This window comes from Olsenella uli (genome assembly GCF_016899935.1).
Taxonomy (GTDB): domain Bacteria; phylum Actinomycetota; class Coriobacteriia; order Coriobacteriales; family Atopobiaceae; genus Thermophilibacter; species Thermophilibacter uli_B.
Window position 1 is genome coordinate 279,611 of record NZ_JACJJK010000001.1, and the last position, 26,446, is coordinate 306,056.

Below are 26,446 nucleotides of genomic sequence, written 5' to 3' on the forward strand. Positions count from 1 at the left end.
GGGGACTGTCCCCAATTTACAGAGGAGCTGCTATGAACAAGAAGCAGAAGCGGTGGCGCAACCGCATCGTCCTGGCGCTCGTCCTCTTTGCGGCGGCGCTCGCCGTCGAGGGGAGCGGCCTTCTTACCACGCTCTTCGGCACGCCGGGTGACGTCTACGCGAGCTTTGCCCTCTTCCTCGTCCCCTACTTCGTCGCCGGCTACAAGACCCTGCTCGAGGCGGCGCGCAACATCCGGCGCGGTGACCCCTTCGACGAAGCGTTTCTGATGTCGGTGGCGTCGCTCGGTGCCTTTGCGATGGTCCTTTTCCCCGACACCGACCCCCACATGGCCGAGGGCGCCGCCGTCATGCTCTTCTACCAGGTGGGCGAGCTCTTCCAGAGCTATGCCGTGGGCCAGAGCCGCGCCTCCATCGCGGCCATGATGGACATCGCGCCGGAGTACGCCACCGTCGAGAAGGACGGCGCGCTCGCCCAGGTGGACCCCGCCGAGGTGGCGCCCGGGACCGTGATCGTGGTCAAGCCCGGCGAGCGCGTGCCGCTCGACGGGAAGGTCGTCGAGGGCGTCTCCCAGCTCGACACCGCCGCGCTCACCGGCGAGTCCGTCCCGCGCCACGTGGAGCCGGGCGCGGACGTCATCTCCGGCTGCGTCAACATGACGGGCGTCCTGCGCGTCCGCACGACCAAACCCTACGGCGAGTCCACCGTCGCGCGCATCCTCGAGCTCGTGGAGAACGCGAGCGAGAAGAAGGCCCGCACCGAGAACTTCATCACGCGCTTCGCCCGCGTCTACACGCCGGCGGTCACGCTCTCCGCGCTCGCGCTCGCCGTGATCCCGCCGCTCGCCGGGGCGGGCGCGTGGTCGGACTGGGTCCTGCGCGGCCTCACCTTCCTCGTGGTGAGCTGCCCGTGCGCGCTCGTCATCTCCGTACCGCTCAGTTTCTTCGGCGGCATCGGCGGGGCGTCGCGGCTGGGCATCCTCGTCAAGGGCTCCAACTACCTCGAGTTGCTCTCCCGCGTGGACACCGTGGTCTTTGACAAGACGGGCACGCTGACCTCGGGCACCTTCGACGTCGTGGCCATCCACCCCGAGGCGGGCGTGGACCCCGACTACGTGCTCTCCATGGCGGCCCACGCCGAGTCCTTCTCGGACCACCCCATAGCCGTCTCCGTGCGCGCGGCCTACTCCGGCCAGATCGACCGTGAGAAGATCGACGAGGTCCGAGAGGAGTCCGGCCACGGCGTCAGCGCGCGCGTGAGCGAGCACCTGGTCCTCGTGGGCAACGACCGCCTGATGGCGGACCACGGCGCCCGCTGGCACGACTGCCACCTCACGGGCACGATCCTGCACGTGAGCGTCGACGGCACCTACGTGGGCCACATCGTGATCGCCGACGTGGTGAAGGAGGACGCCGCCGAGGCGATCGCCGACCTCCACGCCGCGGGCGTGCGCCGCTGCGTCATGCTCACCGGCGACCGCGCCGACGTCGCCGAGGCCGTGGCCGCGCGCCTGGGCATCGACGAGGTGCACGCGCAGCTCCTGCCGCAGGACAAGGTCGAGGCCGTGGAGGCCCTGCTCGCGGGCGAGAAGGACGGCGCGCGCCTGGCCTTCGTGGGCGACGGCATCAACGACGCGCCGGTCCTCATGCGCGCGGACGTGGGCATCGCGATGGGCGCGATGGGCTCCGACGCCGCGATCGAGGCCGCCGACGTCGTCCTCATGGACGACCACCCCTCCAAGATCGCGGCCGCCATGCGCGTCGCGCGCAAGACCATGCGCATCGTGTGGCAGAACATCGTCTTCGCGCTGGGCGTGAAGCTCCTCATCCTCGTGCTCGCGGCGTTCGGCGTGGCCAACATGTGGCTCGCGGTCTTTGGCGACGTGGGCGTGGCCATGATCGCGATCCTGAACGCCATGCGCTGCATGCGGGTCGCGCGGGCGCGCTAGCGGCTAGCTGACGGGAACCTGCTCCTCGGTCTCCATGACGAAGCCGATCTTGTCGTCCTGGTAGAAGCCGCTCACGTTGCCGGGGACGTCGTACATGGCCCACGAGCCGTCGACCTTGAGCAGGGTCGCGTAGTTCTCGGTACCGCCGTCGTTGTTGGGCTCGCCCGCGGCCCACGACGCGTAGGAGAACTCCGACCCGTCCACCCAGGCCCAGCCGCCGTCCGAGGTCCGGTACGCCCCGATCCAGCAGGACACGAGCCCCTCGGCGGGAAGCTGCGAGAGCACCTCGTCGAGCTCGTCGGCGCTCGAGATCGTGACCAGGTGGCCGCCGTTGTCCTCGCAGTACTGGCGCGCCTCGTCCCACGTCATGCACTCGTGCACGAGCTGGTAGTGGTTGACGGTGACCGTCTCGGGCTCGGGGTCCGGCTCCGGCTCGGCCTCGGGCGCCGGCTCGGTCTTGGCCTCGGGCTCGGACGTCCCCTCCGACCCCGACCCGGGCGCGGGCGTCTCCTCCGGCGTGGCGGCGGGCTGCGTCGCCGCCGGCTGCGGCGCCTCGGCGAACGGCCCCACCTTCAGGGCGAACATCACGCCGCAGGCGGCGCCCGCCACGGCGAGAAGGACCGCGACCACGATCGCCGCCACGGCGCCCGGGTGCATCCGGTGGGGCGTCGAGGGGTGGGGCCAGGGCTCGGGGCCGGGGTCGAACCCGGCCAGGGGCTCCTCCGTCACGAGCGGCGCGCCGCATCCCGTGCAGAACTTCGCGCCGTCCTTGTTCTCCTGACCGCAGTTCGTACAGAACATCGCGCCACGCCCTTCTCGTCCGCGCCGAGCCGTCCTCTATGGCGATGCTACTCCAGACGGCCGAGCTTGACCGTGAGAATGCGCTCGACGGACTCGTCGATGCGCTCCTCGCTCAGCTCCCCGGACGCGACGGCGTCGAGCACGCCCTGGTAGGCCGCGCGCAGGTCGGCCGGCATGAGCACGATGTCCACGCCCGCCAGGAGCGCCGCGGCGGCGACGCGCTCCACGCCGACCGCCTCGGTCGCCGCGCCCATGCCCATGGAGTCGGTGATGATGATCCCCTGGTAGCCGAGCTCGTCGCGCAGCAGGTCGGTCACGATCTCGCTCGAGATGGAGGCGGGGTCGTCGTCGCCGGTGACGTTGGGCAGCGAGAGGTGGCCGACCATGACGAACGGCACGTCCTCCTCGATCGCCGCCTCGAAGGGGCGCAGCTCCTCCGCGCGGATCTCGTCGAGGGTCTTCTCGGAGTAGATCGAGCCGTCGTGGCTGTCGCCCGCCGCGCCGCCGATCCCCGGGAAGTGCTTGGCCGCGCAGAGCATGCCGGCGTCCGTGAAGCCGCGCACCTGCGCCGCCACCATCGGGGCCACCACGTCGGCGGTGGCGCCGAAGGAGCGCAGGCCCATCGTGCCGTCCGGGTTGTTGGCGATGTCGGCGTCCGGCGCAAAGTCCACGTTGAAGCCCAGCTCGTCGAGGTAGGTGCCGATGTGTTCGGCCACCTCGCGGGCATGCTCGGTGTCGCCGGTCGCCCCCACGTCGCACATGTCGCCGACGTTCTCCACGTCAAAGCCCGGGTTGCCGCCCACGCGCGAGACCGTGCCGCCCTCCTCGTCCACGCACAGGAACATCGGCAGGCCGTTGGCCTCGCGGCCGTACGCCATCGTGTTCGCGAGCATCTCGCGCGTCTGGTCGGGGTCGAGCAGGTTGGGCGCGAAGTAGCAGATGCCGGCGACGGGCAGCTCCGCGAGGGCGGCGCGCGTGGCCTCGCCGGCCGCCGTGACCTGGCCCATGTCCGTGAGCGCCTCGGGGCGCACGACGAAGAGCTGCGCGACCTTCTGCTCGAGCGTCAGCGCGTCCATCGCCGCGCGCACCCGGGCGGCGAGGTCGCCCTGGCCGGCGGCGCCGGGGGCGGGACGGTCGCTCACGGTGGCGCGCTCGCCCCCTGCGGACGCGGACGGCGCGTCCGAGCAGCCGGCGAGCGTCAGGACGGAGAGCGCGGCGGCCGAGGTCAGGGCCTCGCGGCGGGTGAGCAGGCGCGGGTCGGGCACGAAGACACCTTTCCTCGTTCTTGTCGGGCACCTATAGTATAGGGGCATCGGACCCGCGGCCGGAACCGCCCCGCGCCCGCGTCCCGCCCGCCGGCCATGCTCACGTGCCCTCACCAAGCAAAGGAGTAGCAGTGGCCGCTCTTCCTCAACCCGCGGTTGCCCCTCTTCCCGCCGAAGTCGCCGGCACCGCCGAGCCCGCGATCGACCTCAACGACCGCTCGGGCGGGACCTGGGAGTTCCTGCCCGGCGCGCACGACCTCGCGCCCGCCCTGGACGCGCCGTGTCAGGACCTCGACGCGACCTCGCTGCCCGCCGAGGGCTGGGTCGGCGTGGCCGTGCCCTCGGAGCTGGCGATGCAGGGCTTTGACATCCGGAACAACGTCGAGCACTACTACCGACGGACGGTGAGCGTGCCGGCGGACTATGCGGGCCGCCGCGTTCTCGTACGCTTTGACGGCGTCTACAGCGCCGCGCGCGTCTGGGCGGATGGCCGGCTCGTGGGCGCCCACGTGGGCGGGTTCACCACCTGGCACTGCGACGTCACCGAGGTCGCCCGCCCCGGAGGGACCTTCGAGCTGGTGGTGGGCGTGGCCGACGTCGAGGGGAGCGAGCCGGGAACGCGCAACCCGGAGGGGCTCGTCCGGGGAGACGCCTCGTGGGCGAGCTGCTACGCCCATCACAACGTGGGCGGGATCCTGCGCGACGTGACGCTCGTCGCCCTGCCCGCGGCGCATCTCGTCCGCCTGAGCGTGGAGACCGTCTTTGACGGGCGCCTCGTCGACGCGACCCTGCGCGTCCGCGCGGTCCTCTCCGACCCCGCCGCGCGCCTCTCGCTCCTTCTTCGCGGCCCGGACGGCGAGGACGTCGCCCGCGCCGGGGCCGTGCCGGCGGCGGACGGCACGCTCGACCTCGAGCTGCCCGTGGCCTCCCCGCGGAAGTGGGACGCCGAGCATCCCGTCCTCTACCTGCTGGAGGCATCGGTCGAGAGGGACGGCTCCGTCGTGGAGCGCGTGCGCGAGCGCGTGGGGTTTCGCGAGGTCACCTACGGCGGGGCGCGCGGCACGGCGCCCAACCGCGTCTACGTGAACGGTCGCGAGGTCAAGCTGCGCGGCGTCTGCCGCCACGACGTCTCGGACCGCTTTGGCCGCTCGACCACCCGCGAGGAGGACTTCGCCGAGGTCGCGGCCTACCGCGACGCCAACGTCAACCACGTGCGCACCTCCCACTACCCTCCCTCGCGCCACTTCCTCGAGGCCTGCGACGAGCTGGGCATGTACGTGGAGGAGGAGACGAGCGTCTGCTTCCAGGGCACGGGCGGCAAGGGCATTCACGCGACGGCCGACGAGTTCGTGCTCCCCACGGCCGAGATGGTCGAGCGCGACCGCAACCACCCGAGCGTCATCATCTGGTCCGTCGGCAACGAGTCGGCCTTCGACCGCACGCCGGGACTCCGCCGCGCCTACGACCACGTCAAGCGCGCCGACCCGACGAGGCCCGTCATCTTTAGCTACCCCTACACGGTGGAGACGCTGCCGCTGCCCTACGACATCATCAGCCGCCACTACGAGAGCACGGAGGGCTTCCTGGGCGACTCCAACCTCCCCGTGCTGCACGACGAGTTCGCCCACGTGCCCTGCTACGACATGGACGAGCTCCGGCGCGACCCCAACGTCCGCAGCTTCTGGGGCCACAACCTGCGCCGCGCCTGGGAGCGGGTCTTCAAGACCCCGGGGGCGCTCGGCTGCGACCTCTGGAGCGCGATCGACGACGTCTTCCCGCTGCCCGAGGGCGTGGGCGCGCGCTGGCAGCGCCACTCGCGCGGGGCCTGGCCGGGATACGGGGAGTGGGGCGCGATCCTCGACTGCCACAGGCGCCCCAAGCCCGAGGCGTTCCTCGTTCGCAAGGCCTTCTCGCCGGTGCGCGTCGACGAGCGGCGCTTCCACGTGCGGGGGGACGAGCTCCTGGTGCCGGTGGCCAACTGGTTTGACCACACGCCGCTCTCGGAGCTGCGGCTCGCGGTCACGGTGGACGGGCGCCCCTCCGCCGGCGCCGTCGTGCCCGACGTGGCCCCGCACGACGAGGGCCTGCTCGTCGTGCGCGGCGTCTGGGAGGGCGTGCGCGAGGTCGGGCTCTCCTGGAGCCTCGCCGGCCGCGTCGTGGACGAGCAGGTCCTCGCGCTCGCGGGGCGCCCGGAGCCGGCGTCTGCGGCCGGGCGGCGCGAGGCGCCCGCGCTCGACGTGACGCCCGATGAGATACGCGTGAGTTGCGCCAACGGCGCGTGCTACCGCTTCTCCCGACGCACCGGCCTGCTCGACCGGGCCGAGGCGGGGGGCCGCGTCGTCCTCACGGGCGGCCCGTGGCTCCATCTCACGGGCGTCGAGCTCTCGCGCCCCTGGACCGTGACGCACGCGCCGTGGGCGGCCGTCGAGGGCGACCACGTCACCGTGGTGCTCCAGGGTCGTCACGGCACGCGCGTGCCGCTGCAGTTTGTGTGCCGGGTCTTCGGCGACGGCCGCATGGACGTGAGCTGGCACACGCGCGAGACCAACCTCGACGCCTCGCGCATGTCCGAGATGGGCGTCGCCTTTGACCTCCCCGATGACGCCGACGCCGTGAGCTGGCTGCGCGACGCGCCCTACGCCCGCTATCCCGAGGGCCACATCGCGCGCGGCGCGGGCACGGCGCGGCGGGTCTGTCCCGAGGCGATCGCCGCCGGCTACGGGGCGCTTCCGAGCTGGCCCTGGGAGCAGGACATGTTCGACGCCTACCTCACGGGGCCCGAGGGCGACGGCTGGCGCGTGGCCACGAGCGACTTCAAGGCGCTGCGCGAGAACATCCGCAGCTACACGGTGCACTTCTCGTCCGGGGAGCAGACGGTGAGCGCGCTCTCCGACGGCCGCGCCGCCGCGCGCGTGGAGCTCTCCGGAAGGAGCCCGCGCCTCGTGATCGACCAGCAGTGGTGGTACCCGCAGCTCGGCTGGGGCAACGACTGCGGCAGGCCCGTCAGCCTCGTGGAGGGCACCGGGCGCGGCGAGGCGAGCGTGCGCGTGGAGCCCGGCCCCGAGGCGCACCCCGACCGCGACCGAAGGAGCCGCTCATGACCCGCTCCCCCTCCGCTCGGCGCGGGACGCCCCTGGCCGCGGGCGAGCTGCTGCCGCTGCTCGCCCTCACGCTCTCGGCGTTTCTGCTCAACACCTCTGAGTTCGTGCCCATCGGCCTGCTCACGGACATCGCGGGGTCCTTCTCGCTGAGCGAGTCCGGCGCCGGGCTCATGGTCTCCGTCTATGCCGCCGCGGTCGCGCTGCTGTCGCTGCCGCTCATGCTCGCGGCGAGCCGCCTGGCGCCCCGCCCGCTCATCGTGACGGTGCTCGCCCTGTTCTGCGCGGGGCAGGCCGCCTCCGCGGCCGCCCCCACCTTCGAGCTGCTCGTGGCGGCCCGCCTCCTGGTCGCGGCCACGCATGCCGTGTTCTGGTCCGTGGCCACGCCGTTCGCGGTGCGCGCGGTCGCTCCGGAGCACGCCTCGCTCGCCATGTCCATGATCATCACCGGCACCTCGGTCGCCATGATCTTGGGCATGCCGATGGGACGGACCCTGGGGCTCGCCCTCGGGTGGCGCATGACGTTCGTCTGCATGGGGGCGCTGGCGCTCGTGGCCCTCGTCGGGCTTCTCGCCTTCTTCCCGCGCCTGGGCGCCGGCGCGCCCTTCACCCTCTCCCGCCTGCCCGAGCTCGCCCGCAACCGCCCGCTCATGGCGCTCTACCTCTGCTCGGTGCTCTTTGCCACGGGCTACTACACCGCCTACAGCTACGTCGAGCCCTTCCTCCGGCAGGTCGCGGGGATGCCCGGCGGGCTCGTCACCGCGGCGCTCACCGTCTTTGGCGCGGCGGGGCTCGTGGGCAGCTGGCTCTTTGCACGCCTCTTCGACGCGCATCGCCAGGCCTTCCTCACGGCCACGATCTGCGGCCTCACAGCGGCGCTCTTCCTGCTGCTGCCGCTCTCGGGGCTGGCCGGAGGGCCGTTTGCGGTCTGCGCCCTGTGGGGCGCCTGCGCCACGGCCTACAACGTGGCCGTCCAGGCGGAGATCATCCGCACCACCTCCCCGGACGCCTCCGCGGTCGCGATGTCGATCTTCTCCGGCCTCTTCAACGTGGGAATCGGCGCGGGCTCGGCCGTGGGCGGGGCGGTCTGCGACAGCATGGGCATCGGGGCGCTCGGCGTGGTCGGCGGGGCCGTCGCCGGCGCCGGGGCGATCTGGTGCGCGTCGGTGGTGCGCCGGACGCTCCGCGCCGCCGCGGCCGAGCGGGCGTAGCGGACGGGCGGCGCGCTACCGCTCGGGATAGCGCGGGGCCACCAGCCCCGCGCGCTCAAGCGCCACGACGACCGGCACCACGACCACGAGCTGCAGCACGATGCCCGGCAGGCCGGTCAGCAGGTAGCCCGCGGCCCACGCCGCGAGCGAGTAGGACCCGGCCGAGAAGATCAGCGCCTGCAGCGCCCCGCCCAGGACGCGGCCGCAGACCATGGCACCGACGAGCGAGACGTAGAGGTCGAGCGGCAGGCGCCCCGTGCGCACGCGGGCCGAGAGCAGGCCCGAGACCAGGCCGTACGTGACGAGCTCGCAGGCCATCGACGGCAGGATGGGCGCGGCGGGCATGCCGGTGAGCAGGCTCGAGAGCACCGGCGCAAGGAGGCCGGCGGCGGCGCCGGGGGCAGGCCCGGCCACGAGGCCGCAGATCATCACGGGGACGTGCATCGGCAGCCAGGCGTTGCCGGCGCCGGGGATCGCGTGGAAGGCCATCGGCAGCACGATGCCGAGCGCGGCGCAGACCGCCGCGACGACGACTCTCTTGACGGGGCTCATGGGCACCTCTCCTCTCGGGCGCGCGCGGCACGGCCGCCGAGGCGGTACCCGCGCGCCTCCATGGCGACGGACAGCTCGTCCGCGCGGCGGAACGCGGCGACGAAGACGGGGACGAGTAGCCGAACATAGCTGACGGCGCGTCGCATAATACCACGCGTCGCCCCGTCGCCGCAGCGCAGCGCCTGCGCGCGCATGAGCTGGCGGCTCTCGCGCAACAGCGTGGGCACGAACTGCACGGTCACGCCGACCGCGAGCGCGGCCGCCTCGGTGGGCACGCCGAGGCGCGCGAGCGGGCGCAGCAGGTCGCGCACCCCTCCCGTGACCTGCTGCGGGAGCGTGGTCGCAGTGAGCAGCGCGCCGAGGGCGACCACGAGCGCCGTTCGGACGACCACGCGGGCGCCCTGCGCGACCCCAGCCGCCGTGAGGTGCACGGGACCCAGCGAGAGGAGCGGGTCGGCGGACGAGAAGAGCAGCGCGTTCAGGCAGAGCACGACGAGCAGGAACCAGCGGAGGCCCCAGAGCGGGCGCCCGACGACCCCCCAGCTGACGCGCGAGACGGCGACGAGCGCCGCGACGCCAAATGCCGCGAGGGCGAGCTGGGCCGGCGTGGTCGCCAGCACCACGAGCGCGACGGCGACGACGAGGCCCGCGAGCTTGACCGAGGCCGAGGCCCGGTGCAGCGGCGAGTCCGCCCACACGTATCCGCCCGCGGCCCTCATCGGGCGCGCCTCCCGGCCGCGATGGCGGCGGCGAGCTCGTCGGCCGTGAGCGGGGCGCCCGGCACGGCGACGCCCGCCCGGCGCAGGGCGGAGGCGGCGCGTGCGGCGCAGGCCGGCTCGAGCCCGTGCGCGCGCATGAGCGGCGCGTCCGCGAGCAGGTCGCGGGCGGGGCCGTCGAGCGTCACGCGCCCGTCCTCGAGCGTCACGAGCCGGTCGGCCACCTCGGCGAGCGCGTTGGCGTCATGGCTGGCCACGACGACGGTGGCGCCCGCCCGCGCCGCGGCGCGCACGGCGTCGAGGCAGGCGCGGCGGGCGCGCGGGTCGAGCCCGGCCGTGGGCTCGTCGAGCAGCAGCAGCTCGGGACGGAGCGCCAGCGCGGACGCCAGGGCCACGCGGCGCTGCTGCCCGCCGGAGAGCGAGAAGGGCGAACGGTGCGCGAGCTCGGCCAGGTCGAGCCCCATGAGCGCGAGGGCGCGCGACGCCCGCGCGCGGGCCTCGGCAGCCGGCACGCCGCGCGCGAGCAGGCCGAAGGTGACCTCGCGCTCGACCGTCGCCTCGAAGAACTGCCGCTCCGGCAGCTGGAACACGAGCGCGACCCCGCCGTCCTTCTCGGCCCTCCGCTCGACGCGGCCCGAATCGGGCGGCGTCGCGCCCGCCATGACCTCGAGCAGCGTCGTCTTGCCGGAGCCCGTGCGGCCCATGAGGCCGCAGACGCCGCCCGAGAGCTCGAGCGTGACGCCATCGAGCGCGCGGACCCGCTCGCCCGACGAGCCCTCGTAGGCGAGGCTCACGTTGTCGAGCGTCACGCGCACAGGGCGCTCACCAGCCCCTCGACCGTGACCGGCGCGGGTCCGGAGACGACGCCGCGCGCCACGAGCCCCTCCCAGACGCGCGCGGCGAGCGGCGGCTCCAGGCCGGCACCCTCCAGCAGCGCGCGATCGGCCAGCACCCGCTCCGGCGCGCCCTGAGCGACGACCGCACCGGCGCGCATGACCACGACGCGGTCGGCGCGGGCGGCGAGCTCCATGTCGTGCGTGATCCAGACGACGGTGGCCCCGCGCTCCGCCCGCGCGCGCAGGACCGCCCGGACCAGCTCGTCTCGCCCCTGGGGGTCGATCATCGAGGTGGCCTCGTCGAGCACGATCACGTCCGGGCCGCACGCGAGCACGCCGGCGAGCGCCACGCGCTGCTGCTGGCCGCCGGAGAGCGCGTGGACGTCGCGCCGCTCGAAGCCCGCGAGCCCCACGGCGGCAAGGGCCGCGGACGCCGCGCGCCCGGCGTCCTTCTCGCCCGCGCCGAAGTTGCGCGGCCCAAAGGCCACGTCCTCCCCCACCGACGTGGAGACGAACTGGTTCTCGGGGGTCTGGAAGACCATGCCGCACGCGCGGCGCAGCTCCCAGACGCGCGCGGGGTCGGCGGCGTCGATGCCGGCCACGGTGAGCTCGCCCGCCTGCAGCGGCACGAGCGCGTTGAGGTGGCGCGCGAGCGTGGTCTTGCCGGAGCCGTTCTCGCCGACGATCGCCACGAGCTCGCCGGGCGCCACGTCGAGGGAGACGTCGCGCAGCGTGGGCCGGCCCGGCACGTACGCATGGCTGACCCCGCGCGCCTCCACGATCTTCTCGCCCGTCTCCCCCACCTCCCGGCGGCACGTTGTTGACAAAACGTCGACTATTCTACCCGCATCGGGGGCGCGCGTGCGTGGCCGCGTCCGCATCTGCGCCCAGGAATCGTCGCCGTTGTCCCGACCCAGTCTAGAAACCGCCGCCATTGTCCCGCGCGCGTCCGGGAAACCGGGACCTTGTCGCAGCCACGTCCCGGAATCGCTTGCCTTGCACCACGTTTATCCGTGAATCCCCGACCTTGCGCAGCGCCGCCACGCCGCCCGCGCGCACGGTCCCCGATTCCAGGACGCACCCGGAACAAGCCCGTCCATTCCCGGATCCGCCCGCCCCGCAGCGTTATAGCGCCGAATGTGCAACGCTGCGCGCTAAAGTGTCGCCCACCTGCGGTATCCTTGACGCATCACCGAGAAAACCAAGGAGGACACGTGCTCACCTTCGAGAAGTACGTCCGCCCCGGCAGCGCGCGGCAGGCCCTGGAGCTCCTGCGGGAGAACCGGCAGGCCACCGTCATCGGCGGCATGATGTGGCTGCGCCTGGCCGACCGCACCTCGCCGCTGGGGATCGACCTCTCCGGCTGCGGGCTCGATCGCATCGAGGAGACCGACGACGCCTTCCGCATCGGCGCGATGGTGACCCTCGCCCAGCTGGAGGGCCACGAGCGCTTCCAGGCCGCCACCTGCGGCGTCTTCACCGAGGCCGTCCGCGACATCGTGGGCACGCAGTTCCGCAACCTCGCCACGGTGGGCGGCTCGCTCTACGCGCGCATGGGCTTCTCTGACGTGGTCACGGCGCTGCTGGCGCTCGACACCGAGGTGGAGCTCGAGGGCGCGGGCACCATGCCGATCGTCCCGTTCGTGGAGCGCGGGGCAAGAAACGACATCCTTACGCACGTCGTCGTGCGCAAACACCGCTACCGGGCCGCCTTCGAGTCCGTCCGCAACGCCGCGACGGACTTCTCCGCGCTCAACGCGGCGGCCGCCTGCTGGCAGGGCTCCTGGCACGTCACCGTGGGCGCGCGTCCCAAGAAGGCCGCGCTCATCACCGGCGGCGAGCGCGTCCCGCTGCGCGCGGAGTTCTCGCCGGCGGAGCTGGACGGCGTCTGCGAGCTGGCTGAGAGCCTGGACTTTGGCTCCGACCTGCGCGGCACCGACGCCTGGCGGCGCACCGTCGCGCCCGCCCTCGTTCGCCGCGCCGTGGAGCGCGCCGCTGCCAAGCCCCGCGCCGATAAGGAGGCCTAAGGATGCAGATCACCCTCACCCTGAACGGCGCGACGCTCACCGAGGACGTCCGCCCGGACATGACGCTCTTCGACTTCTGCCGCGCGCACGGCGCGAAGTCCGTGAAGTGCGCCTGCGAGACCTCCAACTGCGGCCTCTGCACCGTGCTCATGGACGGCGAGCCCGTGCTCTCCTGCTCCGTCCTCATGGCGCGCGTTGACGGCCATGAGGTCACCACGCTCGAGGGCATGCGCGACGGCCGGCGCGAGCTTTTGGCCCAGTGCCTCGCCGAGGAGGGCGCCGAGCAGTGCGGCTTCTGCGCGCCGGGCCTCGAGATGGCCGTGCTCGCGCTCGACGCCGCCCACCCGGGCGCGGACGACGAGACCGCCCGCCGCTACCTCTCCGGCAACCTCTGCCGCTGTTCCGGCTACGCGAGCCAGATGCGCGCGATCCGCCGCTTCCTCGCCCGGCACAAAAACGGCGGCGCGCTGCCGCCGCGCGAGGTCCCGGACGACCCGACCACGGAGTCGGGCGAGAGGCACGACCAGATCGCGCGCCCCGTGGCCAAGAAGGACTCCGCCGCGCTTCTCGCCGGCGCGCCCGTCTACACGGCCGACCTCGCGCCCGAGGACGCCCTCGTGGTGCGGCTCGTCCGCAGCCGTCACGCCAACGCGCTGGTCACGGACGTCGACAAGAGCCGCGCGCTCGAGATTCCGGGCGTGGTGGCCGTCTTTGGCCCGGACGACGTGCCGCACCACCGCTTCACGCTGGCCGGTCAGTCCTTCCCCGAGCCGAGCCCCTACGACACCGTGCTTCTCGACCGTCACGTGCGCTACGTGGGCGACGAGGTGGCGATCGTCGTGGCCGAGACCGAGGCCGCGGCGGCGGCCGGCATGAAGGCCGTAAAGGTCACCTACGAGCAGCTGCCCGCCGTGCTGGACGTCGAGGACGCGCTGGACAACGCCACCGTCGTCCACGACGAGGACGACTGGGCGCCCGGCGGCGACACGTCCGGCGACCCGGCGCGCAACCTCGTGGCGCACGGCGAGTGCGTCCACGGCGACCTGGACGCCGCCTTCGCCGCCTCCGACGTGGTGATCGAGCGCACCTACCGCACACAGGCCACCGAGCAGGCCATGATGGAGACCTTCCGCTCCTTCGCCTACACCGACGCCTTCGGCCGCGTGACCGTGGTCAGCTCCACGCAGGTGCCCTTCCACATCCGCCGCCAGGTGGCGAACGCCCTCGGCATCCCCAAGCGCCAGGTGCGCGTCATCAAGCCGCGCGTGGGCGGCGGCTTCGGCGCCAAGCAGAGCGGCTGCAACGAGCCCTTCGCCGCCTTCGCCGCGATGGCCACGAGCCGCCCCTGCATCTGCGTCCAGACGCGCGAGGAGACCATGTGCTGCTCCAACACGCGCCACGAGATGATCCTCACGGTGCGCGTGGGCGCGCGGCGCGACGGCACGCTCACGGCCATCGACCTCCACGCGCTCTCCAACGCCGGCGCCTACGGCTACCATGCCACCACCACGGTGACGCTCGTGGGCGGCAAGGCGCTGCCGATCTACAACCACGTGGCGGCAAGCCGCTTCACCTACGACGTTGCCTACACCAACACCACGCCGGGCGGCGCCTACCGCGGCTACGGCGCCACGCAGGGCTGCTTTGCCGTGGAGTCCGCCGTGAACGAGATGGCCGACGAGCTGGGCATGGACCCGTGCGAGCTGCGCCTCAAGAACCTGGTGAAGCCCGGCGAGACCCTCTGGCAGCTGAACGAAGAGCCGCTCCACAGCTGCCGGCTCGACGAGTGCCTGGGCCGCGCGATGGAGATGGTGGGCTGGAAGGACCGACCCCTGCGCGAGGACCTGGGCGAGAAGGTCCGCGGGCTCGGCGTGGCCCTCACGATGCAGGGCTCCGGCATCGCGATGGTGGACATCGCCAACGTGGACATCCGCCTGGAGGACGACGGCTTCTACGTGCTCTCCATCGGCGCCACCGACGTGGGCACCGGCGCGGACACGATCCTCGCGCAGATGGCGGCCGAGGCGCTCGGCTGCGACGTGGACCGCATCGTCACCAAGGGCGTTGACACCGACACCTCCCCCTTCGACACCGGCGCCTACGCCTCCTCGGGCACCTACACCACGGGCGGCGCCGTCGTGCGCGCGGCCGAGGACCTCATCCGGCAAATCCGCGAGCAGGCGGCGCGCGTCTTCGGCGTAGCCGAGAAGGACGTGGAGTTTGACGGCGAGTCTGTGCGCTGCGTGGGCGCGGACGGCGCCGCGCAGGAGATGAGCGTGGCGGCGCTCGCCAACAAGCTCATCGGCTTTGGCCTCAACCCCGGCATGCTCGAGGGCCACGGAACCAACGCCCAGCCCACCTCGCCGCCGCCCTACATGGCCGGCGTCGCCGAGGTGGAGGTGGACAAGGCCACCGGACTCGTGCGCGTGACCGACTACGCGGCCGTCGTGGACTGCGGCACCGTGATCAACCCGGCGCTCGCGCGCGTGCAGGCCGAGGGCGGCATCGTCCAGGGCATCGGCATGGCGCTCACCGAGGACGTCTCCCGCGACGAGCGGGGCAACCTGCGCACGGGCAGCTTCATGACCTACAACCTTCCCACCCGTCTGGACGTGCCCGAGCCGCGCGTGGAGTTCATGCCGAGCTTCGAGCCCACGGGGCCCTTCGGCGCCAAGTCCATCGGCGAGGTCGTCATCAACACGCCCTCGCCGGCGGTCATGAGCGCCGTGGCCCACGCCACGGGCCGCTACGTCCGCGACCTGCCGATCCTGCCGAGCAAGGTGCTGGCAGCAAAGTAGCCGCGTTGCCTAAAAGGGGTCTGACCCCTTTTAGGCAACTGTCATGACTTCGCAAGCTCGACCGGCCGAAGGGGCGCCCGCGCTACACTTGTGCGGTTGGACGTTCTTCTCGGAGGTCGGATGTTCAAGCTCAGGCGCTACCTCGCGGGCCACTACGCCGAGTGCGTGCTGGCGCCGCTCTTCAAGATGCTGGAGGCCCTCCTCCAGCTCCTCGTCCCGCTCGTGATGGCCCAGGTCATCGACGTCGGCATCCCCGCGCGCGACGCCGGCTACGTGCTCGCCCACGGCGCGCTGCTCGTGGTCATGGGCGTCCTCGCGTGGGTCGTCGCCGTCGCGGCGCAGTTCTTCAGCGCGCGGCTCGCCGCCTCCTTCGGCACCGCGCTGCGCGACGACCTCTTCGCCCACGTGCTCTCCCTCTCGCGCGAGGACGTGGAGCGCCTCGGCCGCGCGAGCCTCGTCACGCGCCTCACCAACGACTCCCAGCAGGTCCAGGACGGCCTCAACATGTTTTTCCGCCTGATCCTGCGCTCGCCGTTCGTGACCTTCGGCACCGTCGTGGCGGCCTTTCTCGTGGACGGCGTCGAGGGCGCGGCACTGCTCGTCGCCGTGCTCGTGGCCGGCGCGCTCGTCCTCGGCTTCATGCGCCTGACCGCGAGCCGCTACCGCGCCATCCAGCGCGGCCTCGACGAGGTCCAGCTCCGCGTCTCCGAGAACCTCGAGGGCGTCCGCGTCCTGCGCGCCTTCCGCCGCGAGGCCGGCGAGCGCGCCGACTTCGCCGCGACCGCCTCCGCCGTCCGCGACCGCCAGGTCACGACCGGCGACCTCTCCGCCCTCGTGAACCCGCTCACCTACGCGGTCGTCAACTGCGGCCTCATCGCGCTTCTGTGGTTCGGCGGGGCGCAGGTGAACGTCGGCAACCTCACGCAGGGCCAGCTCGTGGCCCTCGTGAGCTACGTGAGCCAGGCGCTCGTCGAGCTCCTCAAGCTCACGAACCTCATCGTCCTTCTCGCCAAGGCATCCGCCTGCGCCAAACGCATCAACGAGGTCTTTGAGACCGCGCCCACCCTCGCGGACGGCACGCTCGACACCGCGCCGGACGCGGGCCCGGGCGCCCCCGCGCTCGCCTTCGACGACGTGAGCTTCTCCTACCCCGGCGCCGCCGGCGACGCCCTCTCCCACGTGAGCTTCTCGCTCGCCCCGGGCGCCACGCTCGGCGTGATCGGCGGCACGGGTTCCGGCAAGTCCACGCTCGCGAGCCTCGCTCTGCGCTTCTACGACGTCACGGGCGGCGAGGTCAAGGTCGGCGGCAGCGACGTGCGCGACCTCACGCGCCACGCGCTGCGCCGCCGGGTCTCGCTCGTGGAGCAGGGCGCCACGCTCTTCTCGGGCACCATCGCCTCCAACCTGCGCTGGGGAAGCGCCGAGGCGGACGAGCAGGACCTCCGCTCGGCGCTCGCCACCGCGCAGGCCACAGGAGTCGTCGCCGGCAAGGCCGGCGACCTCGACGCGGAGGTCGAGCAGTTCGGGCGCAACTTCTCCGGCGGCCAGCGCCAGCGCCTCACGATCGCGCGCGCCCTCGTGCGCCGCCCGCGCGTCCTCATCCTCGACGACGCCTCCTCCGCGCTCGACTTTGCCACCGACGCCGCCCTGCGCCGCGCGATCGCCCGCGACTGCGCGGGCACGGCCGTGGTCACCATCTCGCAGCGCGTGACCGCCGTGCGCCACGCCAACCAGATCCTCGTGCTCGACGGCGGGCGCCAGGTGGGCCTCGGCACCCACGAGGAGCTGCTCGCGAGCTGTCCCGTCTACCGCGAGATCTGCGAGTCCCAGCTCACCGAGGAGGAGGTGGCGCGATGAGCGAGAAGAACCTCGGGCCCAGGCCCCGGCCCACCACGTCCGACACCGTCCGTCGCGTGCTCGCGCTCTTCTCGGCGCGTCGCGCCTCGCTCGTCGCGGCCGGGGCGCTCTCCGTGGCCGTGGTCGTGGGGACGCTCGCGCTGCCCGTGCTCTCGGGCCGGGCGGTCGACTGCGTGGTCGGCGTCGGGCAGGTGGACTTTGCCGGCCTCTATCGCGCGCTCGCCTGGATCGCCGTCACGCTCGGCGCGACCGCGATCTGCCAGTGGTCGCTCACGGCCGTCACCAACCGGCTCGCCTTCGGCGCGGCGCTCACGCTGCGCCGGCGCGCCTTCGACCACCTGCAGGAGCTCCCGCTCTCCTATATCGACTCCCACGGCCACGGCGACCTCGCCGCGCGCATCGTCACGGATGCGGACATGCTCACGAACGGCCTGCTCATGGCCTTCCAGCAGCTGCCCGTCGGCGTGCTCACGATCGTGGTGACGCTCGTCTTCATGTTTGCGCTGAACCCGGCCATCGCGGCCGTGGTGGCGCTGCTCACGCCCATCTCGATCTTCACCGCGCGCTTCATCGCCACGCACAGCGCCAAGCACTTCTCGGGCCAGACCCGGCTGCGCGGCGAGCTCACGGCCTACGTCGAGGAGATGGTCGGCGGCATCTCGGCGATCGAGACCTTCGACATGGCCGACGCCGTCCACGAGCGCTTCGCCGAGACGGACGCGGCACTCGGCCAGGAGAGCTTCAAGGCGGTGTTCTTCTCGTCTTTGGTGAACCCCACCACGCGCTTTGCGAACGCCCTCGTGTACGCGGCGATCGGCATCTTTGGCGCCTTCGTGGCCATGGGCGGCGGCATCACCGTGGGCGGGCTCTCGGCCTTCCTCGGCTACGCGGACCAGTACGCCAAGCCCTTCAACGACATCTCCGGCGTGGCCACCGAGCTCCAGAACTCCGTCGCGTGCGCGCGGCGGCTCTTCGCCCTGCTGGACGTGCCCGCCGAGGAGCCGGACGCCCCGGGTGCCGCCGTGCTGGCCGAGCCGCGCGGCGAGGTGGAGCTCGACCACGTGGCCTTTGGCTACGATCCGCGCCGGCCCGTCCTGCGCGACGTGGACCTCTCCGTGCGCCCGGGCCAGCGCATCGCCCTCGTGGGCGAGACGGGCTGCGGCAAGACGACCCTCATCAACCTCATCATGCGCTTCTACGACGTGGACGCGGGCGCCGTGCGCGTGGACGGCCACGACGTGCGCGACCTCACGCGCGAGAGCCTGCGCGCCGGCTGGGGCATGGTGCTGCAGGACACGTGGGTGCGCCGCGCCACGGTGCGCGAGAACGTGAGCATGGGCCGGCCCGACGCCACGCTCGAGGAGGTACGCGCCGCCTGCCGCGAGGCCTACGCGGACGACTTCATCTGCCGCCTGCCGGCCGGCTACGACACGGTGCTCGACGGGAGCGCCTCGCTCTCTGCGGGGCAGCGGCAGCTCCTGTGCATCGCGCGCGTCATGCTGGCGCGGCCGGCGATGCTGATCCTCGACGAGGCGACGAGCAACATCGACACGCGCACCGAGCTTCTGGTCCAGCGGGCGCTCGCGCGCCTCATGGAGGGCCGCACGAGCTTCGTGGTGGCGCACCGGCTCTCCACCGTGCGCGACGCCGACCTCATCTGCGTGGTGGCCGACGGCGTGATCGCCGAGCGCGGCACCCACGACGAGCTGCTCGCCGCCGGCGGGCGCTACCGCCGCATCTACGAGGCCCAGTTCGCGCCGACGGAGTGATCGGCGGACGCCGCCCGGCCGTTGCCCGGCCATCGCCGAGACGGAGCGACCGCGGAAAATCGGCCCTCTGGGGGCTCCGTTTTCCGCAGATGCTCCGTCTCGGCGGTTTCTCTGTCTCGCCGCGAGGCGGCAGCGACGCGTCCTTCTCGTGTATGGAACATCCGCGTTCGGGTACTATCACTCTAGTGATAGTACCCGACGAGAAAGGCGGCGCCCATGGAGCTCTGGCATGGGTCCCAGCAGATGGTGGAGCGCCCCGCGCTCGCGCTCTGCCGCCCGCACAACGACTACGGGCCGGGCTTCTACTGCACGCAGCACCCCGAGCTCGCGCGCGAGTGGGCCTGCCCCGTCCAGCACGACGGCTTTGCCAACCACTACGCGCTCGACGACCGTGACCTCCGCACGCTCGACCTCGCCGACCCGAAGCTCACCATCCTGTCCTGGCTTGCGGTGCTGCTCAAGAACAGGGTCGTCGACCTCTCCAACCCCGTGGCGCGCGAGGGGCGCGCCTTCCTGCTCGACCGCTTCCTCCCCGACACCGACGGCCATGACGTCATCAGGGGGCCGCGCGCCGACGACTCCTCTTTCTCCTTCGCACGGGCCTTTCTCAACAACACCATCTCGGTCTCCCAGCTCGCCCATGCCATGCGGCTCGGAAAGCTCGGCGAGCAGGTCGCGCTCGTGAGCGAGCGGGCCTTCGACCGTCTCGTCTTTCTCGAGGCAGCGCCCGTCCCGTACGTGCCCTATCACGCCCTTCGCATGGAGCGCGACCGAGACGCGCGCGAGCGCTACGCCTCCATCGCGAACGCCTTCGACCGGGACGGGGTCTACCTGCGCGACCTCATCGTGGGAGGAGTCGATGTCCATGATGCACGCCTGTACGAATAACGCGAGCGCGCGGGCCTATCCGCAGGCGTACCTCGAGGACGCGATGACGGCCCTCGCCGGGTTCTTCGACTACGCGGTGAACGACTACGGGGCTGAGGGTCCGCTCGTCGCCGGCCTGTTTGCCCAGAGCGCCGTGGGGCGCCTCTTCGAGCGCGGGGCTCCCTGGGTCGTGTCCGGCAGGTCGGGCGTCGAGCTCTTTCTTGACCTCAGCCGCGAGCTCGGGCACACGGACGTCTCGGCGTTTCCCGCCCCGCGCTGGCACTGCGAGAGGACGGCCCCCTACTGGGCGGGATGGGTCGCGGCCTACGCCCAGTGGCGCCTGAACCTCACGTTTCGCCAGCTCTTTGCTGCGCTGCCCTTCGACGAGCTGGCCGGGCTGTACGACCCCTGGCACGAGGCCTCGGAGGAGCGCTTCTCCGCCCTCGTGGCGGAGCGCGTCCGCGCTCGCATCCGCCCCACCAACCTCGCCCGCATCCGCCGCGCCGTCGGGTTCACGCAGGCCGAGCTCGCACGGGTCGCCGGAGTGGACGTGCGCTCAATCCAGATGTACGAGCAGCGCAACAAGAACGTCAATCACGCGCGGGCCACCACCCTCCTCGCCCTCGCGCGCGCCCTCCGCTGTCCCCTGGAGGACCTGCTGGAGCCCGAGCCGGCGGACGAGAAGGACGTCGCCTAATCCCGCCGCGCCCCACTCCCGCCGAGACGGAGCAACCGCGGAAAACGGAGCCTCCCAGAGGGCCGATTTTCCGCGGATGCTCCGTCTCGGCGGAAAGGGCGGTGCGGACGCCGCAGGGGCGCGCTACAGGCCGCGCTCGCGAAGGCGGGCGTCGATCTCCTTGAGCGTGATGCGCGCGGCGAAGAGCTGGCGGTACGTGGCGGTCTTCACCTTGCCCGCCGCCGCGAGCTCGTCCATGCGCGCCTTCGTGGCCGCGAGCTCGTCGCGCACGTCGGTGGCGAAGCTGTCGTAGGCAGCCAGGCGCGCCGCGTCGTTCTTCTCGCCCATCGCTAGCCCCTCTCGTCAGACGGACGGTCATCGCGCAGGTTATGCGCAGTCGCTGAGGTTGTGCGCACCCCACAAGGGTATGCGCACGGTTTCGATTTGCATAGATGCAGGTAAGAAACCTACTGAGAAGAACCCGGCGCCCCGGCGCTGCGCATAACCTCCGGCATTGCGCATAACCTGCATGGCGCCGCGTCGTTCTTCTCGGCCATCAGAAGTTGGACCCGTTCCAGCCGAAGTCGGGCGTCCAGCCGTAGCGGATGTAGAGCCGGGACGCGTCCACACCCAGCTCGCGGCAGATGACGGGCGTGACCTCCTCGGTGAAGGCCTCCCACGCGCTCGGCGGCACCTCCGCGCGGGAAAACGCGCTCACGTCAACGAGGGCGGACGGCGCGGCGTCGTCCCCGGCAAAGTAGATGGGCGTCTCGTCCTCGAAGAGGCACATGAGCCACGCCTCGGACTTGCCGGGGACGTTCCCGATCGCGCTGCCGTAGGCGGCCTTCAGTGCCTCGCGCGCGGCGGGCGCGATCGGCGCGGAGCAGTAGGTGTGGACGACGGGCATGGCGGCTCCTCTCCTCTCGGTTGGCGTTTCCATGAGCATAGCCGAGAAGGACGAGGGGCCGCCACCAAAACGATCAGAAGCGGTAGTGAATGCAGTCGCGGTACTCGTCGACGAGGCGCTGGTTGAGCTCGTCGCCACCGTCAAGGTTGGCGCTGTAGAACACCGGCGGGTGCTCCATGCCCTCGTCGACGAGACGCTGGACGAGCGCCGCGACGATAGAGTTCAGCATGATCGCGCCCACCACGGTGGACGTGGGCGACACGCGCTGGTCGAGCCCCTCGATCGCCACCGCCGCGTCGCCGACCTCGCCGTGGTTGTCGAGCACGACGTCGGCAAGCTCGAACAGGCGCAGGCCCGAGGGGTGGCGGGAGGTCACCGACTGCGAGTAGGTCAGGTTGGTGATCGCAATGACCTTCGCGCCGGCGTCACGGGCCGCCATGGCCACCTCGATCGTCACGGGGTTGCGCCCAGAGACGGAGTGGGCGATAAGGACGTCGCCGGGGCGGAAGTCCGCCTGGTCGTGCGCGAGCTGGGTGCCGTAGCCCACGAGGCGCTCCATATGGCTCGTGTGGGTGATTGGCGTGGTGTCGAGCATGATCTCGCGCCCGAAGATGGGGTTCATGAGCATGAGGCCGCCGGCGCGGTAGTACATCTCCTCGGAGAGGATGCCCGCATGGCTCGCGCCGAAGGTGTAGATGGCGTGCTTACCCGTCACGCACTCGGCGAGCAGCTCGACGCACTGCTCCATGTGCTCGTGCTCCCGCTCCTCGATCGTGTCGATCAGGCCGCGCACGATGTCGATGTAGTCAAAGCGCATGTGCTTCCCCCTTCTGGAAGAGGGGCGCGCACGAACCCCGTCCGTGCGCGCCCCGCAGGCCCCGTCCTCCGGGGCCGGCTCGGCTTGGAGCGAGGCGGCTACGCGACGCCCGCGATCAGACGCGCGACGGCACCGCAGACCATGCCCCACAGGTCGAAGTCCTGGCCACCGTAGACGAGCATCCAGGACTGGATCGTGTTGTTGAAGAAGTACGCGCCGAAGCCGACGAGCAGGACGGCGAGGATACCGCAGACGGCGGCGCCCACGATCGCGCCGCGAATGCCGCCCTCGGCGTTGCCCACGATCGTCGCGCAGCCGATCTCGAAGAAGCAGGTGGAGATCAGCGGGATGACGACGGTCGGGAAGATGCCCATGGAGCCGGTGATCAGGATCGTGGCGGTGGAGGTGATGAGGGCCACGATGAAGCCGATCAGCAGCGCGTTGGGGGCGTAGGGGAAGATGACCGGGCAGTCGAGGGCCGGGATGGCGTCGGGGACGACCTTCTCGGCGATGCCCTGGAAGGCAGGGACGATCTCGGCGATGAGCATGCGGACGCCCTGGAGCATGATCGTCATGCCGACGCCGAAGTAGATGGCGTGCGTGAAGATGTAGGTGAAGATGCCCGTGGTGCCCTCGGCGTAGCCCCAGACGACGGCCGGGTCGTAGCCGTTGGCGGTGAGGATGAAGAACATCACGATATAGCTGATCGCGATCGCGATGGAGCCGGTGATGGAGATCTCACGCAGGAAGCCCAGGGACTTGGGGAACTTGATGTCCTCGGTGGAATGGCTGGGGTCGCCGACGAGGCGAGCGAGCAGGCCGGAGATCACCGAGAGGCAGGTGGTGGGGTGACCGATCGTGAACGAGTCGTCGCCGGTGACCTTCTTCACGAACGGCTTCATGAGGTTCGGGGAAATGATCATGTAGAGCGCCGTGAAGATCGCGGCGAGCGCGATCAGCGGGGCACCGGAGAGGCCCGCGCCCACGCCGGCGGCGACGAAGACGTACGGGAACCAGTAGAGCATGTGGCCCGTCAGGAAGATGGACTTCCACTTGGTGAAGCGGGCAAAAATCACGTTGATCGCAAAGGCCACGATCATGACGATGCCGATCTCGGTGCCGAACTCGCCGCCGATGTCGACGGTGGTGGACTCGACGGCCTGCGGCATGACGGTGTTGAACGCCGTGGCGATGCCGTCGATGGAGCTGCCGGTGATGAGGCCGGTACCGGTGTTGAGCACGAAGAAGCCGATGGCGGTCATGAGCGTGCCGCGCACAATCTCCGAGAAGGACTTCTTCTGGAGGATCAGGCCGATCATGGCGATGAGCGCCAGGAAGATGGCACCCTGTCCGAAGATCTCGTTGATGATGAAGTTGAGCCAGGCTGGCATCATCGTTCCTTTCTCTCAGATGTCGGGACTCCCGCAGGGCCGCGCGAGCCGCCCGCTACTTGCCGAACGACGCGAGGTACGCGAGGGTCTTCTCCTCCACCTCGGCCTTGTTCATGAAGTTGTCGAACTCCACGACGGGGACCTTGGCGCGGCCCTCGATACGCTCGCCGAGCTCCTTGGAGATGAAGATGACGTCGCAGTCGTTGCCGCAGCAGGTCCCCACGTCGCCGCAGAACGCCTCCACCTCGTAGCCGTTGGCCTTGGCGATCTTCTCGACGTTCATGCGAAGCATGAGCGACGAGCCGCACCCGTAACCGCAGACCGTCTGGATCTTTGGCACCGCCATAGGTGACTCCCTTCTCTCGTGGCCCTGCGGGCCGCTTCCCTTCCTATGCGTTGACGAGCTCGTAGAGCTCCTGGTCGCTCCGGCAGGCGACCATGCGCACCACGAACGTGTCGTCGAGCAGCTTCTCGGCCACCGCCTGCAGCCGGGCGATGTGGGACTCCCGGTCCACGCAGGCGAGGCACATGACCACGCGCACCGGGTCGTTGTCGGAGCCGAAGAAGACCTCGTCGTCAAAGAGCGCGACGGAGAGGTCGCTCCGGTGGACGTCCTCCCCCGGCGCCGCGTGCGCGAGGGCGAACCCCGGCATGAGCACGATGTAGGGGCCGAGCTCCACGACGCTTGAGATCATGCGGTCCACGTAGCCGTCCTCGACGCTGCCGCGCTCGACGAGCGGGGCGGCGGCGGCGCGGATCGCGTCCTGCCACGAGCCGGCGCGCAGGCCGGTCCTGACGCAGTCGCGTGCGATCGAATCGCTCATCTTCCCTTCCTTCTCCCTTCTGTCGGATGGCTGTCGGATGCCTGTCAGATGTCCGTCGGACGTCGTCAATCGTGCTGGTCGAGCAGCTCGGACGCCGTGAGGTCGGCGCGCCCGAGCGCCCGTATGGTCTGGTCGAGCTCGAAGATCGGGGCGAGGCCCAGAAGGAGGCTGCGCTCGGCGTCGTGGATGCCGAGGACGACGACGCAGCGCACGGGCTTCTCGCCGCGCGGCCCGAAGGGCACGTCATGGCTCAGCACCAGCACCGAGGCGCAGTTCTCGCGCGCGCCGTCGGCCATGCCCGCGTGCACGTACGCCGTGCGGGGCGTGAGCACCATGTAGGGGCCAAAGTCCTCGACCGCCGCGACCATGCGCTCCACGTAGCGCTCCTCGATGGCGCCGCGCTCCAGCAGCGGCCGGGCGGCGACGCTGATGGCCTCGCGCCAGTCGTCGCAGTCCACGCCCACGCGGACGTCCTCCGGGCGCACGAAGTCCCGCACGTGGTGCATGACGTCCTCGTCCGGTCCCGTGGTCGCGTACGAGCGCAGGAAGTGCGAGCAGACCTTGGAGTAGGAGAGCTGCATGATCTGGCTCTTGACGCGCTCGATCTCCGACTGGCGCAGCAGCGGGTCCACGGTCATCACCGGGACGTCGGGCAGACGGCAGTCCGTGGTGGAGACGACGAGGTCCACGGGGTTTCTCGCCACGTAGTCGCGCGCCTCGGCCTCGGTCATGGGCCCCACGACGGTGCACTCCGCGAGCGCGTAGGAGAGCCGCGTCATGAGCACCGAGCTCGACGCCAGCCCGAAGGGACACACGAAGAGCACCTTGAGGACCACGGAGTCCCGGGCGCTCGACTCGTAGATGGCGTCGAGGTACATCGCGACGTAGGCGATCTCCGCCTCGTTGAGGCTGATGCCGTAGCGCCGCTCGGCGAGGCGCATCTGCTCGCGCGTGAAGTCGTAGAGCAGCGAGATGGAGGCCATGAGCTGGCGCGGGAGCTCGCTCTCCACCTGGATGTCGTTGCGGCACCGGTAGATGGCGGCGCGCAGGTGCGTGGTGAGGCCGTCGATGAGGTGCTGGAGGGCGCCCTCGTCGATCACGTGCAGCTCGCGCAGGGCCGCGATGAGGTCGCGCGAGATCTGGGCCGCCTCGTCGTCGGTCGCGGGCGGGACGCGGTGCATGGCGCCCACGCTCGTGGTGCGCTGCGCGAAGACGAGCGAGCCCGCGTAGCGGCGCTCCTGCGGCCGGTCGAAGGCGTCGCACAAGAGCTCGCTCAGCGAGCGGAGGAAGAGGTCGTCCGTAGCTTCCGGGGCGCTCGCGACCTCGTCCGCCGGGGCGGCCGGGGCCTGCGGGACGGCGGCCGACTCGGCTATGACCCTGCCGGCGGCGACGCGCTCGATCGCGTACGCAAGGGAGATGACGAGCGCGTCGCCGTCGACGAAGGAGGCACCCTGAAGACGCTCGATGTCCGCGACCAGGCGCTCGGCGCGCGCGAGGTGGTCGGGCGCGAGCTCGCGGCGCGCGATCGGCCGCGCGACGTCGCGCGCGTCCTCGCGGGTGACGAGCCTCGTGAGGCAGTGGCGCATCTCGAGCTCGGGCCCCCGCAGGAAGGACCCCACGCCCTGCTCGCGGCAGAGCTCGATGCCCGACGCCCCGAAGAGCGCGGCCACGTCGTCGCACTGCGCGACGACGGTCTGCCTGCTCACGCCGCAGAGCTCGGCGATCTGCTGGAAGGTGACCGTGGGGCGCACGAGCAGCAGGACCGCCGCCGCCACGACGCGGTCCTCGCGGTCCGGATAGGCGGTGTCGGGCTCGTCGAGCGCGGCGAGAAGGGCGTCGCGGGCGGCGTCTCCGGCCACCACGCGAACCCCGAGGCCCGGGACGCGGTCGAGCTCGGCACCCCGCTCGCGCACGTACGCCCCTACGACGCCGAGGTCGGAGCGCACGGTTCGCTCCGACACGCCCAGACGATGGGCGAGAAGGGCGGTCGTGACGTGGTCGTCCCGTCGGCTCAGGTACCGCAGGCACGCCTTCTGTCGTCTGCTCAGCTCGATCATCTCGGCCCTCCTCGAATCCATCGTGGCGGGA

22 protein-coding genes are annotated in these 26,446 nt (G+C 71.5%); 9 read left to right on the forward strand and 13 right to left on the reverse strand.

What is annotated here, in order from left to right; all coding sequences use genetic code 11:
- Nucleotides 1-32 precede the first annotated feature (32 nt).
- A complete protein-coding gene (locus tag H6A07_RS01260; protein ID WP_204812552.1) occupies nucleotides 33-1,946 on the forward strand; it encodes a heavy metal translocating P-type ATPase in 1,914 nt (637 codons plus the stop codon).
- Between the two features lie 3 nt (nucleotides 1,947-1,949).
- On the opposite strand, the gene H6A07_RS01265 is transcribed toward H6A07_RS01260, so the two are convergent.
- Both H6A07_RS01265 and H6A07_RS01270 read right to left on the reverse strand, forming a co-directional pair.
- Complete coding sequence (locus tag H6A07_RS01265) at nucleotides 1,950-2,747, reverse strand: lectin-like protein (protein ID WP_204812783.1); 798 nt, start codon at nucleotides 2,745-2,747, stop codon at nucleotides 1,950-1,952.
- A gap of 47 nt (nucleotides 2,748-2,794) precedes the next feature.
- Nucleotides 2,795-4,012: a glycoside hydrolase family 3 protein gene (locus H6A07_RS01270; RefSeq protein ID WP_342636525.1), complete on the reverse strand. Its 1,218-nt coding sequence runs from the start codon at nucleotides 4,010-4,012 to the stop codon at nucleotides 2,795-2,797.
- Nucleotides 4,013-4,143: 131 nt separating this feature from the next.
- Between H6A07_RS01270 and H6A07_RS01275 the strand changes: the two genes are divergently transcribed.
- Together H6A07_RS01275 and H6A07_RS01280 are read left to right on the forward strand one after the other, a co-directional pair.
- Nucleotides 4,144-7,113 (forward strand): glycoside hydrolase family 2 TIM barrel-domain containing protein, encoded by a 2,970-nt coding sequence (locus H6A07_RS01275; protein WP_204812555.1) that lies wholly within the window; start codon nucleotides 4,144-4,146, stop codon nucleotides 7,111-7,113.
- Nucleotides 7,110-8,321, forward strand: a complete 1,212-nt coding sequence (locus tag H6A07_RS01280; RefSeq protein ID WP_204812558.1) for an MFS transporter — start codon at nucleotides 7,110-7,112, stop codon at nucleotides 8,319-8,321. Before H6A07_RS01275 ends, H6A07_RS01280 begins: the two co-directional genes overlap by 4 nt.
- Before the next feature lie 15 nt (nucleotides 8,322-8,336).
- On the opposite strand, the gene H6A07_RS01285 is transcribed toward H6A07_RS01280, so the two are convergent.
- Genes H6A07_RS01285 through H6A07_RS01300 form a run of 4 tightly spaced genes read right to left on the reverse strand, consistent with a single transcriptional unit; the run spans nucleotide 8,337 to nucleotide 11,228 of the window.
- Nucleotides 8,337-8,873, reverse strand: coding sequence for an ECF transporter S component (locus H6A07_RS01285; RefSeq protein ID WP_204812560.1), 537 nt, complete (start codon nucleotides 8,871-8,873; stop codon nucleotides 8,337-8,339).
- Nucleotides 8,870-9,592 carry an energy-coupling factor transporter transmembrane component T family protein gene (locus tag H6A07_RS01290; RefSeq protein WP_204812562.1) on the reverse strand — a complete coding sequence of 241 codons (723 nt, stop codon included), beginning with the start codon at nucleotides 9,590-9,592 and terminating at the stop codon, nucleotides 8,870-8,872. Before H6A07_RS01290 ends, H6A07_RS01285 begins: the two co-directional genes overlap by 4 nt.
- On the reverse strand, nucleotides 9,589-10,404 hold the full coding sequence (locus H6A07_RS01295) for an ATP-binding cassette domain-containing protein (protein WP_204812565.1): 816 nt from the start codon (nucleotides 10,402-10,404) through the stop codon (nucleotides 9,589-9,591). The genes H6A07_RS01290 and H6A07_RS01295 overlap by 4 nt, the downstream gene beginning before the upstream one ends.
- Nucleotides 10,395-11,228, reverse strand: coding sequence for an ATP-binding cassette domain-containing protein (locus H6A07_RS01300; protein ID WP_204812570.1), 834 nt, complete (start codon nucleotides 11,226-11,228; stop codon nucleotides 10,395-10,397). Before H6A07_RS01300 ends, H6A07_RS01295 begins: the two co-directional genes overlap by 10 nt.
- Before the next feature lie 411 nt (nucleotides 11,229-11,639).
- On the opposite strand from H6A07_RS01300, the gene H6A07_RS01305 reads away from it, so the two are divergent.
- The 6 genes from H6A07_RS01305 (at nucleotide 11,640) to H6A07_RS01330 (ending at nucleotide 20,440) form a co-directional block, all read left to right on the forward strand.
- Nucleotides 11,640-12,452 (forward strand): FAD binding domain-containing protein, encoded by an 813-nt coding sequence (locus H6A07_RS01305; protein ID WP_204812573.1) that lies wholly within the window; start codon nucleotides 11,640-11,642, stop codon nucleotides 12,450-12,452.
- 2 nt (nucleotides 12,453-12,454) lie between these two features.
- Entirely contained in the window at nucleotides 12,455-15,250 is a 2,796-nt protein-coding gene (locus H6A07_RS01310) for a molybdopterin-dependent oxidoreductase (protein ID WP_204812575.1), read from the forward strand.
- A gap of 120 nt (nucleotides 15,251-15,370) precedes the next feature.
- Nucleotides 15,371-17,107 (forward strand): ABC transporter ATP-binding protein, encoded by a 1,737-nt coding sequence (locus H6A07_RS01315; RefSeq protein ID WP_204812576.1) that lies wholly within the window; start codon nucleotides 15,371-15,373, stop codon nucleotides 17,105-17,107.
- Nucleotides 17,104-18,876: an ABC transporter ATP-binding protein gene (locus H6A07_RS01320; RefSeq protein WP_204812577.1), complete on the forward strand. Its 1,773-nt coding sequence runs from the start codon at nucleotides 17,104-17,106 to the stop codon at nucleotides 18,874-18,876. Before H6A07_RS01315 ends, H6A07_RS01320 begins: the two co-directional genes overlap by 4 nt.
- 216 nt (nucleotides 18,877-19,092) lie before the next feature.
- A complete protein-coding gene (locus H6A07_RS01325) occupies nucleotides 19,093-19,764 on the forward strand; it encodes a DUF3990 domain-containing protein (protein ID WP_204812578.1) in 672 nt (223 codons plus the stop codon).
- On the forward strand, nucleotides 19,736-20,440 hold the full coding sequence (locus tag H6A07_RS01330) for a helix-turn-helix domain-containing protein (protein WP_239470959.1): 705 nt from the start codon (nucleotides 19,736-19,738) through the stop codon (nucleotides 20,438-20,440). The genes H6A07_RS01325 and H6A07_RS01330 overlap by 29 nt, the downstream gene beginning before the upstream one ends.
- Before the next feature lie 123 nt (nucleotides 20,441-20,563).
- On the opposite strand, the gene H6A07_RS01335 is transcribed toward H6A07_RS01330, so the two are convergent.
- The 7 genes from H6A07_RS01335 to H6A07_RS01365 all read right to left on the reverse strand — a co-directional run bounded on the left by H6A07_RS01335 (nucleotide 20,564) and on the right by H6A07_RS01365 (nucleotide 26,415).
- A complete protein-coding gene (locus H6A07_RS01335) occupies nucleotides 20,564-20,767 on the reverse strand; it encodes a hypothetical protein (RefSeq protein ID WP_204812579.1) in 204 nt (67 codons plus the stop codon).
- A gap of 208 nt (nucleotides 20,768-20,975) precedes the next feature.
- Nucleotides 20,976-21,326, reverse strand: coding sequence for a hypothetical protein (locus tag H6A07_RS01340; RefSeq protein WP_204812580.1), 351 nt, complete (start codon nucleotides 21,324-21,326; stop codon nucleotides 20,976-20,978).
- Between the two features lie 73 nt (nucleotides 21,327-21,399).
- Nucleotides 21,400-22,143 carry an SIS domain-containing protein gene (locus H6A07_RS01345; RefSeq protein ID WP_204812581.1) on the reverse strand — a complete coding sequence of 248 codons (744 nt, stop codon included), beginning with the start codon at nucleotides 22,141-22,143 and terminating at the stop codon, nucleotides 21,400-21,402.
- A 98-nt stretch (nucleotides 22,144-22,241) separates the two neighbouring features.
- Nucleotides 22,242-23,534: a PTS ascorbate transporter subunit IIC gene (locus H6A07_RS01350; protein WP_204812582.1), complete on the reverse strand. Its 1,293-nt coding sequence runs from the start codon at nucleotides 23,532-23,534 to the stop codon at nucleotides 22,242-22,244.
- Nucleotides 23,535-23,589: 55 nt separating this feature from the next.
- Entirely contained in the window at nucleotides 23,590-23,880 is a 291-nt protein-coding gene (locus H6A07_RS01355) for a PTS sugar transporter subunit IIB (RefSeq protein ID WP_204812584.1), read from the reverse strand.
- 43 nt (nucleotides 23,881-23,923) lie between these two features.
- A complete protein-coding gene (locus H6A07_RS01360; protein WP_204812586.1) occupies nucleotides 23,924-24,358 on the reverse strand; it encodes a PTS sugar transporter subunit IIA in 435 nt (144 codons plus the stop codon).
- Between the two features lie 65 nt (nucleotides 24,359-24,423).
- Entirely contained in the window at nucleotides 24,424-26,415 is a 1,992-nt protein-coding gene (locus tag H6A07_RS01365) for a BglG family transcription antiterminator (protein WP_204812588.1), read from the reverse strand.
- Nucleotides 26,416-26,446: the final 31 nt, after the last annotated feature.

Excerpts from the sequence above, each read along its gene's own strand:
- H6A07_RS01365 (WP_204812588.1), bottom strand. The coding sequence starts at position 26,415 with ATGATCGAGCTGAGCAGACGACAGAAGGCGTGCCTGCGGTACCTGAGC.
- H6A07_RS01330 (WP_239470959.1), top strand. The coding sequence starts at position 19,736 with ATGTCCATGATGCACGCCTGTACGAATAACGCGAGCGCGCGGGCCTAT.
- H6A07_RS01320 (WP_204812577.1), top strand. The coding sequence starts at position 17,104 with ATGAGCGAGAAGAACCTCGGGCCCAGGCCCCGGCCCACCACGTCCGAC.
- H6A07_RS01285 (WP_204812560.1), bottom strand. The coding sequence starts at position 8,873 with ATGAGCCCCGTCAAGAGAGTCGTCGTCGCGGCGGTCTGCGCCGCGCTC.
- H6A07_RS01310 (WP_204812575.1), top strand. The coding sequence starts at position 12,455 with ATGCAGATCACCCTCACCCTGAACGGCGCGACGCTCACCGAGGACGTC.
- H6A07_RS01265 (WP_204812783.1), bottom strand. The coding sequence starts at position 2,747 with ATGTTCTGTACGAACTGCGGTCAGGAGAACAAGGACGGCGCGAAGTTC.
- H6A07_RS01280 (WP_204812558.1), top strand. The coding sequence starts at position 7,110 with ATGACCCGCTCCCCCTCCGCTCGGCGCGGGACGCCCCTGGCCGCGGGC.
- H6A07_RS01315 (WP_204812576.1), top strand. The coding sequence starts at position 15,371 with ATGTTCAAGCTCAGGCGCTACCTCGCGGGCCACTACGCCGAGTGCGTG.
- H6A07_RS01345 (WP_204812581.1), bottom strand. The coding sequence starts at position 22,143 with ATGCGCTTTGACTACATCGACATCGTGCGCGGCCTGATCGACACGATC.
- H6A07_RS01355 (WP_204812584.1), bottom strand. The coding sequence starts at position 23,880 with ATGGCGGTGCCAAAGATCCAGACGGTCTGCGGTTACGGGTGCGGCTCG.
- H6A07_RS01325 (WP_204812578.1), top strand. The coding sequence starts at position 19,093 with ATGGAGCTCTGGCATGGGTCCCAGCAGATGGTGGAGCGCCCCGCGCTC.
- H6A07_RS01260 (WP_204812552.1), top strand. The coding sequence starts at position 33 with ATGAACAAGAAGCAGAAGCGGTGGCGCAACCGCATCGTCCTGGCGCTC.
- H6A07_RS01350 (WP_204812582.1), bottom strand. The coding sequence starts at position 23,534 with ATGCCAGCCTGGCTCAACTTCATCATCAACGAGATCTTCGGACAGGGT.
- H6A07_RS01290 (WP_204812562.1), bottom strand. The coding sequence starts at position 9,592 with ATGAGGGCCGCGGGCGGATACGTGTGGGCGGACTCGCCGCTGCACCGG.
- H6A07_RS01360 (WP_204812586.1), bottom strand. The coding sequence starts at position 24,358 with ATGAGCGATTCGATCGCACGCGACTGCGTCAGGACCGGCCTGCGCGCC.
- H6A07_RS01335 (WP_204812579.1), bottom strand. The coding sequence starts at position 20,767 with ATGGGCGAGAAGAACGACGCGGCGCGCCTGGCTGCCTACGACAGCTTC.
- H6A07_RS01340 (WP_204812580.1), bottom strand. The coding sequence starts at position 21,326 with ATGCCCGTCGTCCACACCTACTGCTCCGCGCCGATCGCGCCCGCCGCG.